Annotated in this window: 16 protein-coding genes; 5 read left to right on the top strand and 11 right to left on the bottom strand. The window is 65.4% G+C overall.

Going from position 1 to position 17,833, the window contains the following annotated elements; all coding sequences use genetic code 11:
• Positions 1-114: 114 nt before the first annotated feature.
• From kdpC to IRZ77_RS25235, 11 genes are all read right to left on the bottom strand, one after another.
• Complete coding sequence (gene kdpC / locus IRZ77_RS25285) at positions 115-666, bottom strand: potassium-transporting ATPase subunit KdpC (RefSeq protein WP_046615120.1); 552 nt, start codon at positions 664-666, stop codon at positions 115-117.
• Between the two features lie 10 nt (positions 667-676).
• Entirely contained in the window at positions 677-2,731 is a 2,055-nt protein-coding gene (kdpB, locus tag IRZ77_RS25280) for a potassium-transporting ATPase subunit KdpB (protein ID WP_196174587.1), read from the bottom strand.
• Positions 2,732-2,740: 9 nt separating this feature from the next.
• A complete protein-coding gene (gene kdpA / locus IRZ77_RS25275; protein ID WP_153671725.1) occupies positions 2,741-4,435 on the bottom strand; it encodes a potassium-transporting ATPase subunit KdpA in 1,695 nt (564 codons plus the stop codon).
• Between the two features lie 9 nt (positions 4,436-4,444).
• Complete coding sequence (kdpF, locus tag IRZ77_RS25270; RefSeq protein ID WP_003251485.1) at positions 4,445-4,534, bottom strand: K(+)-transporting ATPase subunit F; 90 nt, start codon at positions 4,532-4,534, stop codon at positions 4,445-4,447.
• 239 nt (positions 4,535-4,773) lie between these two features.
• On the bottom strand, positions 4,774-5,826 hold the full coding sequence (locus IRZ77_RS25265; protein WP_153671724.1) for an AI-2E family transporter: 1,053 nt from the start codon (positions 5,824-5,826) through the stop codon (positions 4,774-4,776).
• A 12-nt stretch (positions 5,827-5,838) separates the two neighbouring features.
• Positions 5,839-6,633 carry a DUF4892 domain-containing protein gene (locus IRZ77_RS25260; protein ID WP_046615116.1) on the bottom strand — a complete coding sequence of 265 codons (795 nt, stop codon included), beginning with the start codon at positions 6,631-6,633 and terminating at the stop codon, positions 5,839-5,841.
• Between the two features lie 109 nt (positions 6,634-6,742).
• On the bottom strand, positions 6,743-7,597 hold the full coding sequence (locus IRZ77_RS25255) for an alpha/beta hydrolase (RefSeq protein WP_153671723.1): 855 nt from the start codon (positions 7,595-7,597) through the stop codon (positions 6,743-6,745).
• Positions 7,594-8,382 carry an alpha/beta fold hydrolase gene (locus IRZ77_RS25250; RefSeq protein ID WP_046615114.1) on the bottom strand — a complete coding sequence of 263 codons (789 nt, stop codon included), beginning with the start codon at positions 8,380-8,382 and terminating at the stop codon, positions 7,594-7,596. Before IRZ77_RS25250 ends, IRZ77_RS25255 begins: the two co-directional genes overlap by 4 nt.
• A 304-nt stretch (positions 8,383-8,686) precedes the next feature.
• Positions 8,687-9,145, bottom strand: a complete 459-nt coding sequence (sixA, locus tag IRZ77_RS25245) for a phosphohistidine phosphatase SixA (protein WP_041505759.1) — start codon at positions 9,143-9,145, stop codon at positions 8,687-8,689.
• Positions 9,142-9,489, bottom strand: a complete 348-nt coding sequence (locus IRZ77_RS25240) for a DUF4389 domain-containing protein (protein ID WP_085601284.1) — start codon at positions 9,487-9,489, stop codon at positions 9,142-9,144. The genes sixA and IRZ77_RS25240 overlap by 4 nt, the downstream gene beginning before the upstream one ends.
• A 36-nt stretch (positions 9,490-9,525) precedes the next feature.
• On the bottom strand, positions 9,526-10,551 hold the full coding sequence (locus IRZ77_RS25235) for an NAD(P)H-dependent glycerol-3-phosphate dehydrogenase (protein ID WP_108480223.1): 1,026 nt from the start codon (positions 10,549-10,551) through the stop codon (positions 9,526-9,528).
• A gap of 221 nt (positions 10,552-10,772) precedes the next feature.
• Between IRZ77_RS25235 and IRZ77_RS25230 the strand changes: the two genes are divergently transcribed.
• The 5 genes from IRZ77_RS25230 (at position 10,773) to fabB (ending at position 17,693) form a co-directional block, all read left to right on the top strand.
• Positions 10,773-12,920, top strand: a complete 2,148-nt coding sequence (locus IRZ77_RS25230; RefSeq protein WP_153671722.1) for a TonB-dependent receptor plug domain-containing protein — start codon at positions 10,773-10,775, stop codon at positions 12,918-12,920.
• Positions 12,920-13,810 (top strand): ABC transporter substrate-binding protein, encoded by an 891-nt coding sequence (locus IRZ77_RS25225; protein WP_085601283.1) that lies wholly within the window; start codon positions 12,920-12,922, stop codon positions 13,808-13,810. The genes IRZ77_RS25230 and IRZ77_RS25225 overlap by 1 nt, the downstream gene beginning before the upstream one ends.
• Positions 13,807-15,738 (top strand): ATP-binding protein, encoded by a 1,932-nt coding sequence (locus IRZ77_RS25220; RefSeq protein ID WP_046615110.1) that lies wholly within the window; start codon positions 13,807-13,809, stop codon positions 15,736-15,738. The genes IRZ77_RS25225 and IRZ77_RS25220 overlap by 4 nt, the downstream gene beginning before the upstream one ends.
• Before the next feature lie 207 nt (positions 15,739-15,945).
• Entirely contained in the window at positions 15,946-16,461 is a 516-nt protein-coding gene (fabA, locus tag IRZ77_RS25215; RefSeq protein WP_003251509.1) for a 3-hydroxyacyl-[acyl-carrier-protein] dehydratase FabA, read from the top strand.
• Between the two features lie 11 nt (positions 16,462-16,472).
• Positions 16,473-17,693: a beta-ketoacyl-ACP synthase I gene (gene fabB / locus IRZ77_RS25210; protein ID WP_016711636.1), complete on the top strand. Its 1,221-nt coding sequence runs from the start codon at positions 16,473-16,475 to the stop codon at positions 17,691-17,693.
• Positions 17,694-17,833: the final 140 nt, after the last annotated feature.

Here is a 17,833-nt window from a genome sequence, read left to right as displayed (position 1 = left end):
CACCCCCGTCCCGGGGGGCCGGGGTCCCCCCCCCAAATCCCTGGGGGCCCCCAATAGCCTACCCGGGGTTCACCCCGCTCCCACAGGGTCCCTGCTAGCCCCCCAAGTCATCTATCAATGGCTGAGGTTTTCCAAGGCCTGGTTCAAGGCCAGCACATTGACCACCGGCGGGCCGATCAATGGGTGGAGGGTGGCCTCTTCCAGCAAGCCTTGCAAGCGCTCCACCGGCAACTGCCGTGCCGCCGCCACCCGCGGGATCTGATAGGCCACTGCCTCCGGCGGCAGGTGCGGGTCGAGGCCGCTGCCCGAAGTGGTGAGCAGCGCCTGGGGCACCGGCCCCTGCTGCGCCTGGTACAACGCAGCCGCATCGCCCTTGACCCGCTCGGCCAGTGCCGGATTGCTCGGCGACAGGTTGCTGGCGCTGCTGGCCACGGTGGCATAGGCGCCCGCCGATGGCCGCGCGTGGAACCAGCCATCGCCCTGGAAATCCTGGGCGATCAGAGCGGAGCCACGTACCTGGCCCTGGCCATCGCGCACCAGGCTGCCATTGGCCTGGCTGGGGAAAGCCACCTGGGCAATACCGGTCACCGCCAGCGGATACAGCGCACCGGTCACCAGGGTCATCAACAGGGCCAGGCTCAATGCCGGGCGTACATAAGCATTCATGGTGGGCTCCTCAGACCAGGTGCAGAGCATTGAGCAGCAGGTCGATCAGCTTGATCCCGGCAAACGGCACGACAATGCCGCCCAGCCCGTAGATCAGCAGGTTGCGCCGCAGCAGGTGCGCCGCACTGGCCGCCTGCACCCGCACGCCGCGCAGCGCCAGCGGGATCAAAACGATGATGATCAGCGCGTTGAACACAATGGCCGACAGAATCGCACTCTGCGGGCTGGCCAGGTGCATCAGGTTGAGCACGCCCAGCTGCGGGTAGATGGCGGCGAACAGCGCCGGCAGGATGGCGAAGTACTTGGCCACATCGTTGGCGATGGAGAAGGTGGTCAACGCGCCACGGGTCACCAGCAGCTCCTTGCCGACCTGCACCACATCCAGCAACTTGGTTGGGTCGCTGTCCAGGTCGACCATGTTGGCCGCCTCGCGCGCGGCCTGGGTGCCGTCGTTCATGGCCATGCCCACATCTGCCTGGGCCAGTGCCGGGGCGTCGTTGGCGCCGTCGCCGCACATGGCCACCAGGCGGCCGTCGTTCTGCTCCTGGCGGATGCGCGCCAGCTTCTTCTCTGGCGTGGCCTCGGCCAGCACGTCATCCACGCCGGCCTCGGCAGCGATGGCGGCGGCGGTCAGCGGGTTGTCGCCGGTCACCATCACCGTGCGGATGCCCAGCTTGCGCAGCTCGGCAAAGCGCTCGCGGATGCCGGGCTTGACCACATCCTTGAGGTGGATCACGCCGAGCAGGCGCTTGTCGATGCACACCAGCAATGGTGTGCCGCCGCTCTGAGCGATGAGCTCCACTTCGCGGGCCAGCGCCGGGGGCATTTCCAGGCGTTGCATGCCGACGAATGCCAACACTGCGTCGACGGCGCCCTTGCGATAGCGGTGCTGCTGCAGGTCGATGCCCGACAGCCGCGTCTCGGCGCTGAACGCCACCGCATCGAATTGCCCGGCGGCCGGTTCGACGAAGTCATGCAACTGGCGCAGGTACTCGACGATCGACTTGCCCTCGGCGGTGTCGTCCGCCAGCGAGGCCAGCAAGGCGCCCTCCCCCAGCTCGCGGGCGGTGATGCCCGGCGCGGCGTGCAGGGCGCTGCAGCGGCGGTTGCCGAAGGTGATGGTGCCGGTCTTGTCGAGCATCAGCGTGTGCACGTCACCGGCCGCCTCCACCGCGCGGCCGGAGCGGGCGATGACATTCAGCCGCACCAGCCGGTCCATGCCGGCAATGCCGATGGCCGACAGAAGGCCACCGATGGTGGTGGGGATCAGCGTCACCAGCAATGCGGCGAGGAAGATCAGCGGCAGGCTGCCACCAACGAAGTGGGCGAACGGCTGCAGGGTCACCACCACGATCAGGAAGATCAGGGTCAGGCCGATCAGCAGGATGTCGAGGGCGATCTCGTTCGGGGTCTTCTGCCGCTTGGCGCCTTCGACCAGGGCAATCATGCGGTCGAGGGTGGATTCACCCGGGTTGCTGGTGATGCGGATCAACAACCAGTCGGAGACCAGCCGGGTATTACCGGTCACCGCCGATCGGTCGCCGCCGGACTCGCGGATCACCGGCGCGGACTCGCCAGTAATGGCGGCCTCGTTGACCGCAGCGATACCTTCAAGCACCTCGCCGTCACCGGGGATCATTTCACCGGCCACCACGCGCACCACATCGTCCTTGCGCAGCGCGCTGGCCGCGACGGTCTCGTAGCTGCCATCACGCTTGCGAAGCTGGGCGGTCAGGCCTTGGCTGCCGGCCCTGAGGCTGTCGGCGCGGGCCTTGCCACGGCCCTCGGCAAGGGCCTCTGCGAAGTTGGCGAACAGCACGGTGAACCACAGCCACAGGGCGATCTGCACGGCAACGCCGGTGCTCACGCCGCTACCGGGTGCAAAACACAGGACGGTGGTCAGTAGCGCAGTCAAGGCGACTACCAGCATCACCGGCGAGCGCTTGAGCTGGCGCGGGTCGAGCTTGACGAATGCCTGCACCAACGCCGGGCGCCACAACGCGGCGAAGCGGGTCTGGTCCTTGGCACTGTGCCGGGCTTGTACTTCAGGAATGGGCATGTTCATGGTCGGTCCTCAAAAACCCAGGCTCAAGTGTTCGGCGATCGGCCCAAGGGCCAGGGTCGGCAGGAAGGTGAGGCCACCTACCAGCAGGATGGTGACCAGCAGCAGGCCGGTGAACAGCGGGCCATGGGTGGGGAAGCTGTTCAGCCCCTGAGGCGCGCTTTTCTTCGCCGCCAGACAGCCAGCCAGCGCCAGCACCGAGAGGATGTAGCCGAAGCGGCCGACAAGCATGGCCAGGCCGATCATCAGGTTGTGGAACACCGTGTTGGCACCGAAGCCGGCAAAGGCCGAGCCGTTGTTGGCCGTGCCCGAGGTGTAGGCGTACAGCAGCTGGCTGAAACCATGCGCCCCCGGATTGCTCACTGCACCTGCCGGGCCTGGCAGGCTGGCCGCGATGGCGCCGAGCACCAGCACGCCGACCGGCATCACCAGCAGGGTCGCCACCAGCAACTGCACCTCGCGGGCCTGCAGTTTCTTGCCCAGGTATTCCGGGGTGCGGCCGATCATCAGCCCGGCCAGGAACACCGCGATAAGCACGAACAGCAGCATGCCGTACAGCCCTGCCCCGACACCGCCGAAGATCACTTCACCGACCATCATGTTGACCATCGCCACCATGCCGGTCAGTGGGTTGAGACTGTCGTGCATGGCATTGACCGAACCGTTGGAAGCAGAGGTGGTAGTCACTGTCCACAGCACCGAGCCGGTGGTGCCGAAGCGGCTTTCCTTGCCCTCCATGGGGGCGCTTTGCTGTACCTGCGCGCTCTCGAGGGCCGGGTTGGGCTGGTACTCGGACCACAACGCCGTGCTGCCGCCGATCAGGAACAGGGCAAGCATGCAGGCGAGGATGGCGCGGCTCTGGCGCAGGTCCTTCACGTAGTGACCAAAGGTGAACACCAGCGCCACCGGAATGAGAATGATCGAAGCCACCTCGAACAGGTTGCTCCAGGCCGTGGGGTTTTCGAACGGGTGCGCGGAGTTGACCCCGAAGAAGCCACCGCCGTTGGTACCCAGCTGCTTGATGGCGATCTGGCTGGCGGCCGGGCCCAGCGGGATGGTCTGCTCGGTGCCTTGCAGGGTGACCGCGTGGGCGTAGTCGGCCAAAGTTTGCGGTACGCCCTGCCATACCAGCAGCAACGCCAGCAGCAGGCACAGCGGCAGCAGGCCGTAGAGGGTGGCGCGGGTCATGTCGATCCAGAAGTTGCCCAGCGTCGTGGCGCTGCGCCGGGCGATGCCACGGCACAGGGCGACCAGCACCGCCAGGCCGGTGGCGGCGCTGACGAAATTCTGTACGGTCAGGCCTAGCATCTGGCTCAGGTAGCTGACCGACGCCTCACCGCTGTAGGCCTGCCAGTTGGTGTTGGTGACGAAGCTGACCGCGGTGTTGAACGCCAGCGACCATTCCTGGCCGGGCAGATGCTGCGGGTTGAACGGCAGGTAGCCCTGCAACAGCAGCACGGCGAACAGCAGCAGGAACCCGGCCAGGTTGAAGGCCAGCAGGGCCAGGGTGTACTGCTGCCAGTTCTGCTCCTGGCCGGCGCGCACGCCCGCCACCCGGTAGCAGGCTTGCTCGACCGGGCCCAGGATGGGAGACAGCCAGGTACGTTGGCCTTCCATGACCTTGAAGTAGAACCGCCCAAGCCAGGGTGCCGGTAGCAGCACGATGGCGAAAAATGCCAACAGCAAGGCGAAATCGTAACTGTGCATGGCCGCTCCCTAGCTGCGATCGGCGCGCAACAGCGCCACCAGCAGATAAAACGCCAATGCCACTGCCAGCAGCAGTGACAGCCCGTCGAGCATGTTCATGTGTGGTTCTCCCCGTGGTGCGGCTTGGGCCGCTTTGGGGAAATTGTCCGAGCGAACGGCGTAAAGGGGCGAGATTGTGGGGTGGGGATGGGAATAAAGAAGGCGTAAAAATCGGGTATTGAGGCTGCCTGAACCGGCCTCTTAGCGGGTGAACCCGCTCCCACAGGGACCGCACCACTCTCCCGGGCTGCGGAGATCCTTGTGGGAGCGGGTTCACCCGCGAAGAGGCCAGTACAGATTTACTGCCGAGGCGGCTGCGGGACGGCGTTGCGGCTCCAGTCCAGCAGCAGGCTGTAACCGACCGCCAGCAAGGTCGGCCCGATGAACAGGCCAATGAAGCCAAAGGCAATCAAACCGCCGAACACACCCAGCAGCACGATAACTAACGGCAGGTTGCCGCCACGGCTGATCAGGTACGGCTTGAGCACGTTGTCCACGCCGCTGATGACGAACGTGCCCCAGACCCCCAGGAACACCGCCATGCCGTATTCGCCCTTCCATACCAGCCAGCCGGTGGCAGGGATCCAGGCCAGTGGCGGGCCCATGGGGATCAGGCTGAGCATGAAGGTCACCAGCCCCAGCACGATGGCCCCGGGCACGCCGGCGATCAGGAAGCCGATCAACGCCAGCACGCCCTGCGCGGCGGCCGTACCGATTACCCCGTTGACCACCCGCTGCACCGTACCGGCCACCAACTCCAGGTAATACTCGGCGCGGTCGCCCATCAGGCGGTGCAGCAAGCGCAGGACGAACGCCGACAAGCGCGGGCCGTCGCGGTAGAAGAAGAACACGAACACCAGGCTCAGGGTCAGCTCCAGCACGCCGCTGCCGATCTGCGCGCTGCGCGCCAGCAACCAGTTGCCCACCTGCCCCAGGTACGGCTTGACCGAGGCCAGCAAGGCCGCGCCCTGCTGGTCCAGCGACTGCCACCAGCTGACCAGACGCTCGCCAACCAGCGGGACGCCACCCAGCCACGCCGGAGCATCGGGCAGGCCGTCCACCTGCACGTCACGCACGAACGCCGTCGCATCGCGAATGTGATCGGCCAGGTTGAACCCCAGCCACACCAGCGGCAGCGCCACGATCAGTATCCAGGCAGTGGTCAGAAGGCTGGCCGCCAGGGTTTCGCGCCCGCCCAGCGCACGCGTCAACAAACGCATCAACGGCCAGCTCGCAAAGGCCAGGATGGCCCCCCACAACAGTGCTGAAATGAAAGGTGCCATTACCCACAGACCGGCCCCCAGCAGCGCCAGCAGCAGTATCTGTACCAGCAAGCGGTCATTGTTAGCCATGGTGGTGCTCGTTCAACGGATCAGTTCAAGGTGCAGGCCATCGGTAGGCGCGCTACCGACTTCGAGGCGGCCACCGCGCACCCCTGCCTTGACCAAGGCCTCGCGCCAGGCTTCAGCCTGGGCGCCGCTCAGGCTGGCACGCAGGGTGCTGTCGAGGTTCAGACTGCGGGCCAGCAGGTTCGCCCAGGCGTCTTGCGGCGCGGCCAGGTCAGGGTAGTCGAGCTTGCCCGTGTCGCGCATTTCGCGCAGCACCGTGGCGGCGGTCGGCAGCAGTTCGCCCAGCGGGCTGCCGGCGACGAACTCTTCCACGTGCAGGTAGGCGCGGCGGTTGCCGCGGGTGACGCTGTACAGCGCGACCAGGGTGTCGGCCTGCTCCGCCGAGCGGCGCAGCAGGATGAACGCCTGCTGCTCGTCGCCGCCGTTGAGGCGGGCATTGCCGAACACATCATTGGCCCACAGGCTGGCCTCGCCGCAATCGCGGCCCTGGCACCAGAACAGCGGGTAGCCCCCGTCGCGCTGTAGTGCTTCGCGAGCGCTGGTGAAGGCTTCGCGGGCGGTACGCTCGACCGGCAGTTCGTAGGTTACCGAGCTGACCTGGCCACGACTTTCGACCTTGTCCTCGACCCGCAGGCGGCCGCTGATCTTGCGCAGCGGGCCCATGGGGTAGACACGCTCCTGCTCCACGGCCGGGCGCTGGTCGACCACCTTGGCGTCCACCGGTACCGGCAGGCTGCCGGCCCACAAAACGGGGCTGGCGAGCATCAGGCAGGCAGCGAAGGCATTACGGATGGCAACAGGCGCGCTCATTGGCGAACCAGGCGGCGCTCAGCGCCGAGGTGAAGCTCCAGGATGTCTGGCAGTTGCATGGTTGTCTCCCTGTTCAACCCGCCAAGCCTCGACACTTGTCCGGTGCAAGTCAAGCAAAGCCAAAGAAGCGATTGAAACAGTCTGCGACAAGGGCCGCGCCCTGCTCATCGTTCAGGTGCAGGTGATGGCCACCGGGCAGTGTCACCTGCTCAAAGGGTAGCTGCTCCAGCAACCCGGTGTGGCGCGCCAGCATGCCGTCGGCGGCCACCACCAGGCGCGCCGGGCAATTCACCCGGCGCACATAGGCCATGGCCTGGGCCTCGCTCAGGCGCACTGGCGAAGGCAGGGTCAGGCGGCTATCGCTGCGCCAGCTGTAACCGCCGGGCACCGGCATCAGGCCGCGCTGGGCCAGCAGCTCGGCCGCCTCGCGGCTGACCGCGACCATGCCTTTCATGCGTGCCTGCACGCCCTGCTCCAGGGTCGTGTACACCGACTTGCGCTTGCCATCCAGGCGTAACTGGGCCTGCAGTGCCATGCCCAGCCGCTCACCGGCATCCTGCTCGGCGCCGGTCGGCGGGATGACCCCGTCGATCAGGGCCAGATGGCTGACCCGCTCCGGCAACGCGCCAGCCAGTTGCACCGAAATGATTGCCCCCAGCGAATGGCCCAGCAGGGCGAAACGTTGCCAACCCAGCTGCTCGGCCACCCGCAGCACATCATGGGCGTAGTCGGCCAGGGCATAGCCGGCGCCAAGCGGCCGGTGCTCGGAGTAACCATGCCCGGCCAGGTCCAGGGCGACGATGCGCAAGCCTTTCAGCTGCGGCGCCAGGCGGGCGAAGCTGTTGGCGTTGTCCAGCCAGCCATGCAGGGCGATTACCGGCAGTCCGTCATCAGGGCCGAACAGGTGCGCCGCCAGTTCGATATGGCCCAGGCTCAGGCGGATTTCCTCGACCTGCGCGCTCATGCCTGGCTCCAGCGGTCGAACAGGCCCTTGATCAGGCTGGCGGTGTCGGTTGGCCGCTCCAGCGGGAACATGTGCCCACCCGGCACGCTGTGAAACTCGCCCCTGGGCATGCCGCGCACGGCCAGGGTGTGGTGGCGGCGAATGACGTTGCTGCGCTCGCCGCGGACCATGGCCAGCGGCACCTGCAATTGCCGCGCGGGCGCTGGGCTGGTATGCGGGATGCTGCGGTAGATGCTGATTTCCGTGGCTGGGTCGAAGCGCAACTGCAGCCCCTGCTCCATCGCCTGCAGGCCGTGCTCTATGTAGGCATCGAGGCAATCGGGATCGAAATGGCGGAACAGTGACTTGCCGGCGAAATAGTCCCGGGCACTGTCGCGGTCATTGAAGGTTTCGCGGCGCCCCAGGGTGCGGCCAGCCGGGGTGATACGGTCGATGAAGCCGAAGCGCTTGGCGGTACGCAGCAGCCATTGGTCGGCGCGGGTGAGCACCGGCGAATCGAGCATCACCACGCCGCGGTAGTACTCGGGGCGGCGCAAGGCTGCGTGCAGGTGCAACACCCCGCCCAGCGAATGGCCGACGCCCCATACCGGCTGGTCTTGCCGAGCCAGGTGGTGCAGCAGTTCATCGACCAGGCTCTGCCAGTTGTCGTCCACCGGAAAGCGCGGATCGTGCCCGTGCTGGGCCAGGTGCTGCACCTGGTAGTCCGGTGCCAGAGCGGCGAACAGCTTGCCGTAGGTGGCCGAGGGGAAACCGTTGGCATGGGCGAAGAAGATCTGCTGCGACATGGCGCCGGGTCCGGGTGGGGGATGATGGCCCATTGTCGGTATCGCGGGGCAGTTCGGCAACGTCCGGATAGGTCATCGGCGAGGGCTATCAGGTCAGGCTTGCGGGAGATCGCCCAGCCCTTTGGGCTGCGCTGTCGCGTAGATAACTGAGTTCGCAAGCAATCCGCAAACACTGTGGGAGCGGCTTTAGCCGCGAAGAATCCAACACGGTGCATGGCACCGGCTGCGCCGGTGTTCGCGGCTAAAGCCGCTCCCACAGCTCAAGGCGGGGGCGGTACCTGTCCGCGCAGCGCCCCCCTGGGTTTCAGGCCGGCGAGTTGATCGCCCGAAGGGCCATCAGCCCAGCCAGCGGCCAGTCCCCTTCCAGCTCCGCCAGGCTTGCAGTGCTCATGCCTGCCGGCTGCTGCTGGTGGCCATGCTGCAACGCCCCCACCAGGGTACCCACCAAAGGCTGGTGGCTGACCAGCAGCACATGCTCCAGGCCCAAGCGCTCGATTTCGCCGATGACCTGCTGCACATCACTGTCGGGCGTCAGCCAGGGCACGGTGCGCACCGGCTCGGCGAAACCCAGGGTGTCGTGCACCAGGGCGGCCGTTTGCTGGGCGCGTACGTAAGGGCTGGCGATGATCGCCTGCAGCGGCTGACCCAGCAGGCGGGCGGCGCTGTGCAGCACCTGCTCGCGACCATGGGCGGTCAGCCGGCGCTCGGCATCGCTGTTGGCCCGCGGCTCCGCTTCACCGTGGCGCAGTACCCACAGCTTCACAGCTTGGGCTCCTCGTCACGCACCGGGTGCGGGGCCGGGATCACGGCGTGCGGTGCCTCGCCTTCAGGGGCTCGCGGTGCCGGCCAGTCGGCGAACGGCCAGGGCTTCTGGTCGCTGTGGAAGCTGCCGAAGCGGCCGATCTGCGCCAGATACTGGCTCAGGCTGTCACCGAAGTTCATCAGGCTGGCGCTGGGGGCGCCGTACACCAGGCGGTAGATCAGTTGTACCAGCACCAGGCCACCGAGCAGCAGCTCGGCCAGCTGCCAGACCACCAGGAACACCACCATCCACAGGACCCGCAGGATGATCGACTCGCGCTGGGCGCGTTCGGGCGTATCGTTCATGTGTTGCTCCTTGCTGTTGTCAGAGCCGCTGAAGGCTCAGTTGAAACCGCTGATGGAAATGAAATCGACATCGGTCTTGGGCTCGGCACGCATCAGGTGCTCGATCACCTGGTTCAGCGTGCGGCCTTCGAACAGGATGGCATGCAGGCCTGCCACCAGCGGCATGTAGACCTGCACTTCCTGCGCCTTGGCCTTGAGCACCTTGAGGGTGTTGACGCCTTCGGCCACTTCACCCAGGCGGTTGACCGCCTGCTCCAGGCTCAGGCCCTGGCCAAGCGCGTGACCGACCTGGTAGTTGCGACTCTTGGGCGAGGAGCAAGTGACGATCAGGTCACCGACACCGGCCAGGCCGAGGAAAGTCATGGGATTGGCACCCTGGCTGACGGCGAAGCGGGTCATCTCGGCCAGGGCGCGGGTAATCAGCATGCTCTTGGTGTTTTCGCCCATGCCCAAGGCCACCGCCATGCCGGCGATGATGGCGTAGACGTTCTTCAGCGCCCCGCCCAGCTCAACGCCAAAGCGGTCGGCACTGGCGTAGACGCGGAAGGTGCGCCCATGCAGCACGGCCTGCACCTGCTGGCAGAGTTTTTCGTCCTCGCTGGCAACCACCGTTGCGGTCAGCGCATGTTCGGCGATTTCACGAGCCAGGTTGGGGCCGGACAGCACGCCGATGCGCGCCTCGGGGGCGATTTCCTCGAGGATCTGGCTCATCAGCTTGAAGCTTTGCGCTTCGATGCCCTTGGTCAGGCTGACCAGGCCTTTGCCGCGCAGCAGCTCGGCATGCGGGGCCAGCACGCTGCGCAAGGCGCTCGATGGCAAAGCGACGAAAATCAGCTCGCTGGCTTGCAGGGTGGCCAGCAGGTCGCTGACCGGCTCGACGCCGTCGTGCAGGCGGATGCCCTTGAGGTAGCGCGGATTCTCGCGATTGACGCGCATGGACTCGGCCTGTTCCGGGTCGCGCATCCATTGGCGGACCGGCACACCGTTTTCTGCCAGCAGGTTCGCCACGGCGGTGCCGAAGCTGCCGCCTCCCAGAACTGCAACAGGTTGCTGTTCAGTCATATCCAATCCGTTAAAGCCAAAAATTAAGTGGCGACCCGGCCATTATACGGCTCGCCTGCGACAGAACCAGTGTCAGTACTGGCCTCTTCGCGGGTAAACCCGCTCCCACAGGTACAACGAAGCCTTCAGCAGCGGTGCGCTCTGTGTGGGAGCGGGTTTACCCGCGAAAGGGCCATCACAGGCAATGCAGATCACTGGCAAATACGCCAAGGTCAGTTACCATGCCTGTTTCAATCCTGATACAAGGCCGCTTTGTGTTCCCTGGCACGCCCCCGTACCCGCGCCTGCTCATACTGACTGCCCTGCTCGGTGGCCCGGCCGTGGCCGATGACCTGTTCATCGACAACACGGACCTGCCGCAGGTTCTGACCGCCACGCGCCTGAAACAATCCCCTGCCGCGGTCCCGGGCAGCATGACCGTGCTCGACAGCGAGCTGATCCGCGCCAGCGGTGCCCGCGACATCCCCGAGCTGCTGCGCCTGGTGCCGGGCATGATGGTGGGCTACAACGCCGGCAACCAACCCACGGTCAACTACCACGGCAGCAACGTCAACGATGCCCGACGCATGCAGGTGCTGATCGATGGCCGTTCGGTGTACCGCGCCGGCCTGGCCACGGTGGACTGGAGCGACATTCCGCTGGCCATGGAGGATATCGAGCGCATCGAGGTGTTCCGCGGCCCCAACACGGTCAGCTACGGCGCCAACGCGCTGATGGCAGTGGTCAACATTCTTACCCGCAACCCCGCCGACAGCCATGGCACGCGGCTGAAGATGACCCGCGGCCAGGACGGCATCAACGATTTCTACGCCAGCCACGGCTTCGGCTGGGAGGGTGGCGACATGCGCCTGTCGCTGTCTGGCCAGCAGGACGATGGCTTCGACGAGAACCAGTTCGGCCAGGACTACCGCGACAGCCGTCGGCTGACCCGCTTCAATATCAACGCCAGCCATAGCCTGGCGCACGACCAGACCCTGGAATGGCAACTGGCGGCGAAGGAAGGCAGCAACCAGCGGCCTTATACCTACCAGCCGGTGTTCGCCAAATACGAAGCCGGTAACAACGCTGACGTCAATGCCAAGGACTACGCCGGCTCATTGCGCTGGACCAAGGACTTCAGTTCCGAGCACAGCCTGTATATCCAGGGTTCTGCCCAGCATTTCGACCGCCAGCAGGTGTGGCGCGCCTGTGACGCCTTGCAGTCGTTCAGCCCGGAATTGACCCAGCTCTGGCAGATGAACCCTGACTTCGCCGAAAAGGTGGCGCGCGGCATTGCTACCGGCGCGCCACTTTCGACCAACGATCCCGTCATGAAAGGGCTTCTGGAGAAGGTCCAGCAGCAATGGGCGAACGGTGGCAAGCAGCAGGTCTGCGGCGACGTCGACCAGAGCACCCGCGAAACCCGCTACGACCTGGAAATCCAGGATACCCTGAGCCTGACAGACAGCCTGCGCCTGCTCAGCGGCATGAACTACCGCTATGATCGTGCCGACTCGCAAACCTACTTCAATGGCAGCATCGACGACCAGACCTGGCGCCTGTTCGGCCAACTGGAATGGCGCGCCGACGAGCACTGGATCCTGCAGGGCGGTGCCATGTTCGAGGACTCGCGCCTGTCCGGCAGCTCGCTGACCCCGCGCGTGGCAGTCAACTACCTGATCACCCCGCGCCATGGCCTGCGTGCGGTGTACTCCGAGGCGGTGCGCTCGCCAGACATGTTCGAGAACAATGTCAACTGGAGCTACACGGTCAAGAACCTGACCCCCAACGCTTTCGGCCTGCAGAACGGCGAATACTTCGTCAAGACCCGCGGCCCGGGCGACCTCGACCAGGAACGCATGCGCTCGCGCGAGCTGGGCTACAACGGCTACTTCAGCGACATCGACCTGAACATGGATGTGAAGCTGTTCTACGACGAGATCACTGGAATGATCAGCGAGCCCCTGAAGAACAACCAGTACATCGCCAGCAACGCCAACAAGGCCCGTTTCAGCGGCAGCGAGGCGCAACTGGACTGGCGCCCGACCCTGCGCGACCGCCTGCGCCTTACCTACGCCTACGTGGATGCCTGGGCCAGCAACCCCGCCGACCGACGCCTCAGCGCGCGCAACAGCGGCTCGGCCGGATGGATGCGCGAATGGGGTGACGGTTGGTCCAGCGCGCTGTTCTATTACGGTGACGATGCGCTCAACCAGTACCGTTACGAGCGCCTGGACCTGCGCCTGGCCAAGCGTTTCCGGGTGCATGGCAGCAACCTGGAACTGGCCGCGCTGTGGCAACAGCGCCTGGACGACGAGCCGACCACGGCAATCCAGAACCGCTACGACAGCCGCCACCGCCTGAGCGTCAGCGCGGAGCTGGAGTTCTGATGGCCCTGCTGCTGCGCCTGTTGCTGTTGTGCCTGTGGCCAATGGGGCCGCTGTCCGCCAGCGAAATCGTGTTGGTAGGCGCGGAAGACCAGCCCGGCATTCGCAGTTTCGTCGCTGCGCTGGAAAACCGCAGGCCGCACGATCACGTGCATTTCCAGACCACCGCCGACCTGCCACGCCCGGGCAAGCTCAAGGCTGACCAGCGCCTGATCTTGCTGGACAACGCCGCACTGGAATGGCGCCTTGGGGAAAATGCCGGCCCGCCGGCCCTGGCCATGAGGGTCAGCCGGGTACAGGCTGAACAGCGCCTGGGAAAGTCGCGGCCCGCGTTCCTCACGCTGCTGTGGAGCGACCCGCCGCTGGGCCGGCAGTTGCGCCTGGCGCGCTACCTGCTGCCGCAGGCCCGGCGCATTGGTGTGCTGTACGGTGAGCACAGCAGCTTCCTGCTCGAAGAGCTGCGCCATGCCGCCCGCCCGCTGGGCCTGGAGATCATCGCCCAGGACTGGCCCGACCCTCGCGACAGCCGCCCTCTGCAAAATTTGTTGGCCAACAGTGACGTGCTGCTGGGCCTGGACGACACCGACCTGTTCAACTCCAAGACTGCGAAGAACCTGCTGTTGAGCAGCTACGGCCGTCAGATGGCGCTTATCGGCCCGAACGCCGGGTTCGTCCGCGCCGGCGCCCTGGCCAGCACCTTCAGTGACCAGGACGACTGGCTGGCGGTACTCGACCAGTTGCTCGACCAGCCACCGGCGCGCTGGCCACGCAGCCTGTACCCGGTACGCTTCGGCGTCAGCGGCAACCAGCAGGTGGCGCGCGCCCTGGGCCTTGAACCGATCGATCCGAACGCCGCCGCCAAGGCCCTGGCCGAAGGAGAACCCACCCCATGAGCAAGCGCCTGAGCTGGGACATCCACACCCGCACCCAGATCATCAGCCTCGGCCCTGCCCTGCTGCTGACGTTGCTGCTGATCAGCTTTTTCACCTTCGTGCGTATCCAGGACCTGCGCCAGGAACTGAACCACACCGGGCAACTGATCGCCAACCAGCTGGCGCCAGCCTCGGAATACGGGGTGATCTCGGGCAACAACGAAGTGCTCGAGGGCCTGATGCGCGCCACGCTCAGCATTCCCCACGTGCGCTTCCTCGAGGTGCAGGACAGCCGCAACCACATCCTTGTCTATGTGGAGCAGTCCGACGAAAGCGCCAACCGCGCGCAGCGCGTCGAAGTGTTTCAGGCGCCCATCCGCCTGCAGCAGATCCGCCTGGACAGCGACTTCCTGCAACAGGGCAAAGCCACCACCCCGGCCATCGGCGACGATTACCTGGGCCGGGTCATCGTCGGCATGTCCGATGACGCCTTCAGCCAGCGCCAGCAGGAAATCGTGATCAAGGCCGGCATCCTCGCACTGTTCGCCCTGCTGTTCACCTTCCTGCTGGCGCGCCGCCTGGCCCTGAGCCTGGCCAAGCCGATCAGCGACATGGGCCATGCGGTCAAGGCCATCCAGCAGGGCGAGTACCACACCCTGTTGCCGGTGGTCGATGACAGCGAACTGGGCCACCTGGCGCGCCACATCAATAACCTGGCCCACGCCCTGGAGCAGGCCAGCAATGAACAGAAGCAGGCCATTGCCGAGCTGATCCAGGCCCGCGAGGAGGCCGAACAGGCCAACCGTGCCAAATCGGACTTCCTGGCGATGATGAGCCACGAGCTGCGCACGCCGATGAATGGCGTGCTGGGCATGCTGCAGTTGCTGGAAACCACCCAGCTGAACAGCGAACAGGCCGAGTACACCGCAGTGGCCAGCGAGTCCACAGGGCACCTGCTCAAGGTCATCAACGACATCCTCGACTTCTCGCGCATCGAACGCGCCGCGCTGCAGCTGGAACACATCGACTTCAACCTGGGCGAGCTGATCACCAGCAGCGTCCAGTCATTCCAGCACAGTGCCCAGCAGCGCGGCCTTGCCCTGCACCTGCAACTGCCAGCGGGTATCGAGCAGTTGCAGGTGAACGGCGACCCCACGCGCATCCGCCAGATCCTGCTCAACCTGATTGGCAACGCGCTGAAATTCACCGAACGCGGCCAGGTACAGGTCGAGGCGCGCTGGCAAGTGCTCGACCGGCAACTGATCTGGCTGACCTGCAGTGTGCGTGACACCGGTATCGGCATCGACAACGAGCGCCTGGAAATGATGTTCGTCGCCTTCCAGCAGGCCGACAGCTCGATTTCCCGCCGCTATGGCGGCACCGGGCTGGGGCTGTCGATCGCTCGCACCCTGGCCGAACGCATGGGCGGCAAGCTGCGCGGCGAAAGCCGTGAAGGCCTGGGCTCCACCTTTACCCTGGAGATGCCTCTGGCTCTGGCCAGCCCTGCCCCGGTCTCGCTGACGCTGCCGAGCGCTGCGCCGCCGGCGGTGGCCGACAATGATCAGGTACTGCTGGTAGAGGACAACCCGGTCAACCAAAGTGTCATCGAGGCCATGCTGCGTAGCCTGGGGCTGGCGGTATGCACGGCCGAGGACGGCCTGGAGGCGGTCGAACGGGTCAGCCGGCAGCGTTTTGCCGCCGTGCTGATGGACTGCCGCCTGCCGCTCCTGGACGGCTATGAAGCCACTCGGCGTATCCGCCAGCTGCCCAACGGCGCCAGGCTACCGATCATCGCGCTGACCGCCAACGCCTTGCAGGGCGACCGCGAGCGTTGCATGGCGGCCGGCATGGACGACTACCTGAGCAAACCCTTGCGCCGCACCGAACTGCAGCGGGTGCTGCAGCGCTGGCTACCCGGTCAGACAACCGCGACTGGCGATAAATGCTAAAGTGCGGCAGTCTTAAACACTGGACAGGACCTTCATCGGACCTGAAAATAGACGTTTCAGTGCACACCTGTACTTCTTTCGCCGGGTGCACTGTGACTTTCACCACAACGCAATAGTCTACCTGTAGGCTGCCGCCTCGGACGCGATGCGTATCGGGCCGGCCGGGAAGATTCATCCCCTGCCGCAGGGGGTTATTGAGGAGCTCGCATGACCAAACAACACGCCTTTACTCGGGAAGACCTGCTGCGCTGCAGTCGCGGTGAGCTGTTCGGCCCAGGTAATGCGCAACTGCCCGCGCCGAACATGCTGATGGTCGATCGCATCACCCATATCAGCGAAGAAGGCGGCAAGTACGGCAAAGGTGAATTGGTCGCCGAGCTGGATATCAATCCGGACCTGTGGTTCTTCGCCTGCCACTTCGAAGGCGACCCGGTAATGCCGGGCTGCCTGGGCCTCGACGCCATGTGGCAGCTGGTAGGTTTCTTCCTCGGCTGGCAGGGCCTGCCAGGCCGCGGCCGCGCCCTGGGTTCGGGCGAGGTGAAGTTCTTTGGCCAGGTACTGCCGGAAGCCAAGAAAGTCACTTACAACATTCATATCAAGCGCGTCCTGAAGGGCAAGCTGAACATGGCCATCGCCGATGGCTCGGTCAGCGTCGACGGCCGCGAGATCTACACTGCCGAAGGCCTGCGGGTCGGCGTGTTCACCTCCACTGACAATTTCTAAGGGTTATTCGCATGCGCCGCGTCGTTATCACTGGTCTGGGCATCGTATCGTGCCTGGGCAATGACAAAGCTACCGTCACCGAAAACCTGCGCAACAGCCGTCCGGGTATCCGTTACAACCCGGAATACAAGGAAATGGGGCTGCGTAGCCAGGTTTCCGGGTCCATCGACCTCAACCTCGAAGAACTGATCGACCGCAAGGTCTACCGCTTCGTCGGCCACGCTGCTGCCTACGCCTACCTGGCGATGCAGGATGCGATCAAGGACGCCGGCCTGACCGAAGAGCAGGTTTCCAACCCCCGTACCGGCCTGGTGGCTGGCTCTGGCGGCGCCTCGACCCTGAACCAGATGGAAGCGCTGGACACCCTGCGCGAGAAAGGCGTCAAGCGCGTCGGCCCGTACCGCGTTACCCGCACCATGGGCAGCACCGTTTCGGCATGCCTGGCCACCCCGTTCAAGATCAAGGGCATCAACTACTCGATCTCGTCGGCCTGTGCCACTTCGGCACACTGCATCGGCACCGCCCTGGAGCAGATCCAGTGGGGCAAGCAGGACATCGTCTTCGCCGGTGGCGGTGAAGAAGAGCACTGGAGCCAGTCGTTCCTGTTCGATGCCATGGGCGCCCTGTCGACCAAGCGCAACGAAACCCCGGAACTGGCCTCGCGCGCCTACGATGCCGACCGTGATGGCTTCGTCATCGCTGGCGGCGGCGGCATGGTGGTGGTCGAGGAGCTGGAACACGCCCTGGCCCGTGGCGCCAAGATCTACGCGGAAATCGTCGGCTACGGCGCCACTTCCGACGGCTACGACATGGTTGCGCCAAGCGGCGAAGGTGCCATCCGCTGCATGCAGCAGGCGCTGTCGACCGTCGACACCCCGATCGACTACCTGAACACCCACGGCACCTCGACCCCGGTCGGTGATGTTGCCGAGATCAAGGGCGTTCGCGCCGTGTTCGGCGACAAGGCACCGAAGATCAGCTCGACCAAGAGCCTGTCGGGTCACTCGCTGGGCGCTGCCGGCGTACACGAGGCGATCTACTGCCTGCTGATGATGGAAAACAACTTCATCGCCGGCTCCGCCAACATCGACGAGCTGGACCCGGAGGTCGCCGACCTGCCGATCCTGCGCAAGACCGAAGAAAACGCCAAGATCGACACGGTCATGAGCAACAGCTTCGGCTTCGGCGGCACCAACGCCACCCTGGTGCTCAAGCGCTGGGAAGGCAAGTAAGACGCTGCTGCGGTAAACGAAAACGCCCCGACTGGTTCGGGGCGTTTTCATTTGTATCGCCTGTACCGGCCCTATCGCCGGCAAGCCAGCTCCCACAGGTACTGCATAGGCTTCGGAACCTGCGCAGTACCTGTGGGAGC

Source organism: Pseudomonas pudica, assembly GCF_015680405.1.
In the GTDB taxonomy this organism is placed as follows: Bacteria; Pseudomonadota; Gammaproteobacteria; order Pseudomonadales; family Pseudomonadaceae; genus Aquipseudomonas; species Aquipseudomonas pudica.
The sequence above is the reverse complement of the archived record's forward strand: the minus strand, read 5'-3'. Positions and strand labels throughout refer to the sequence as shown.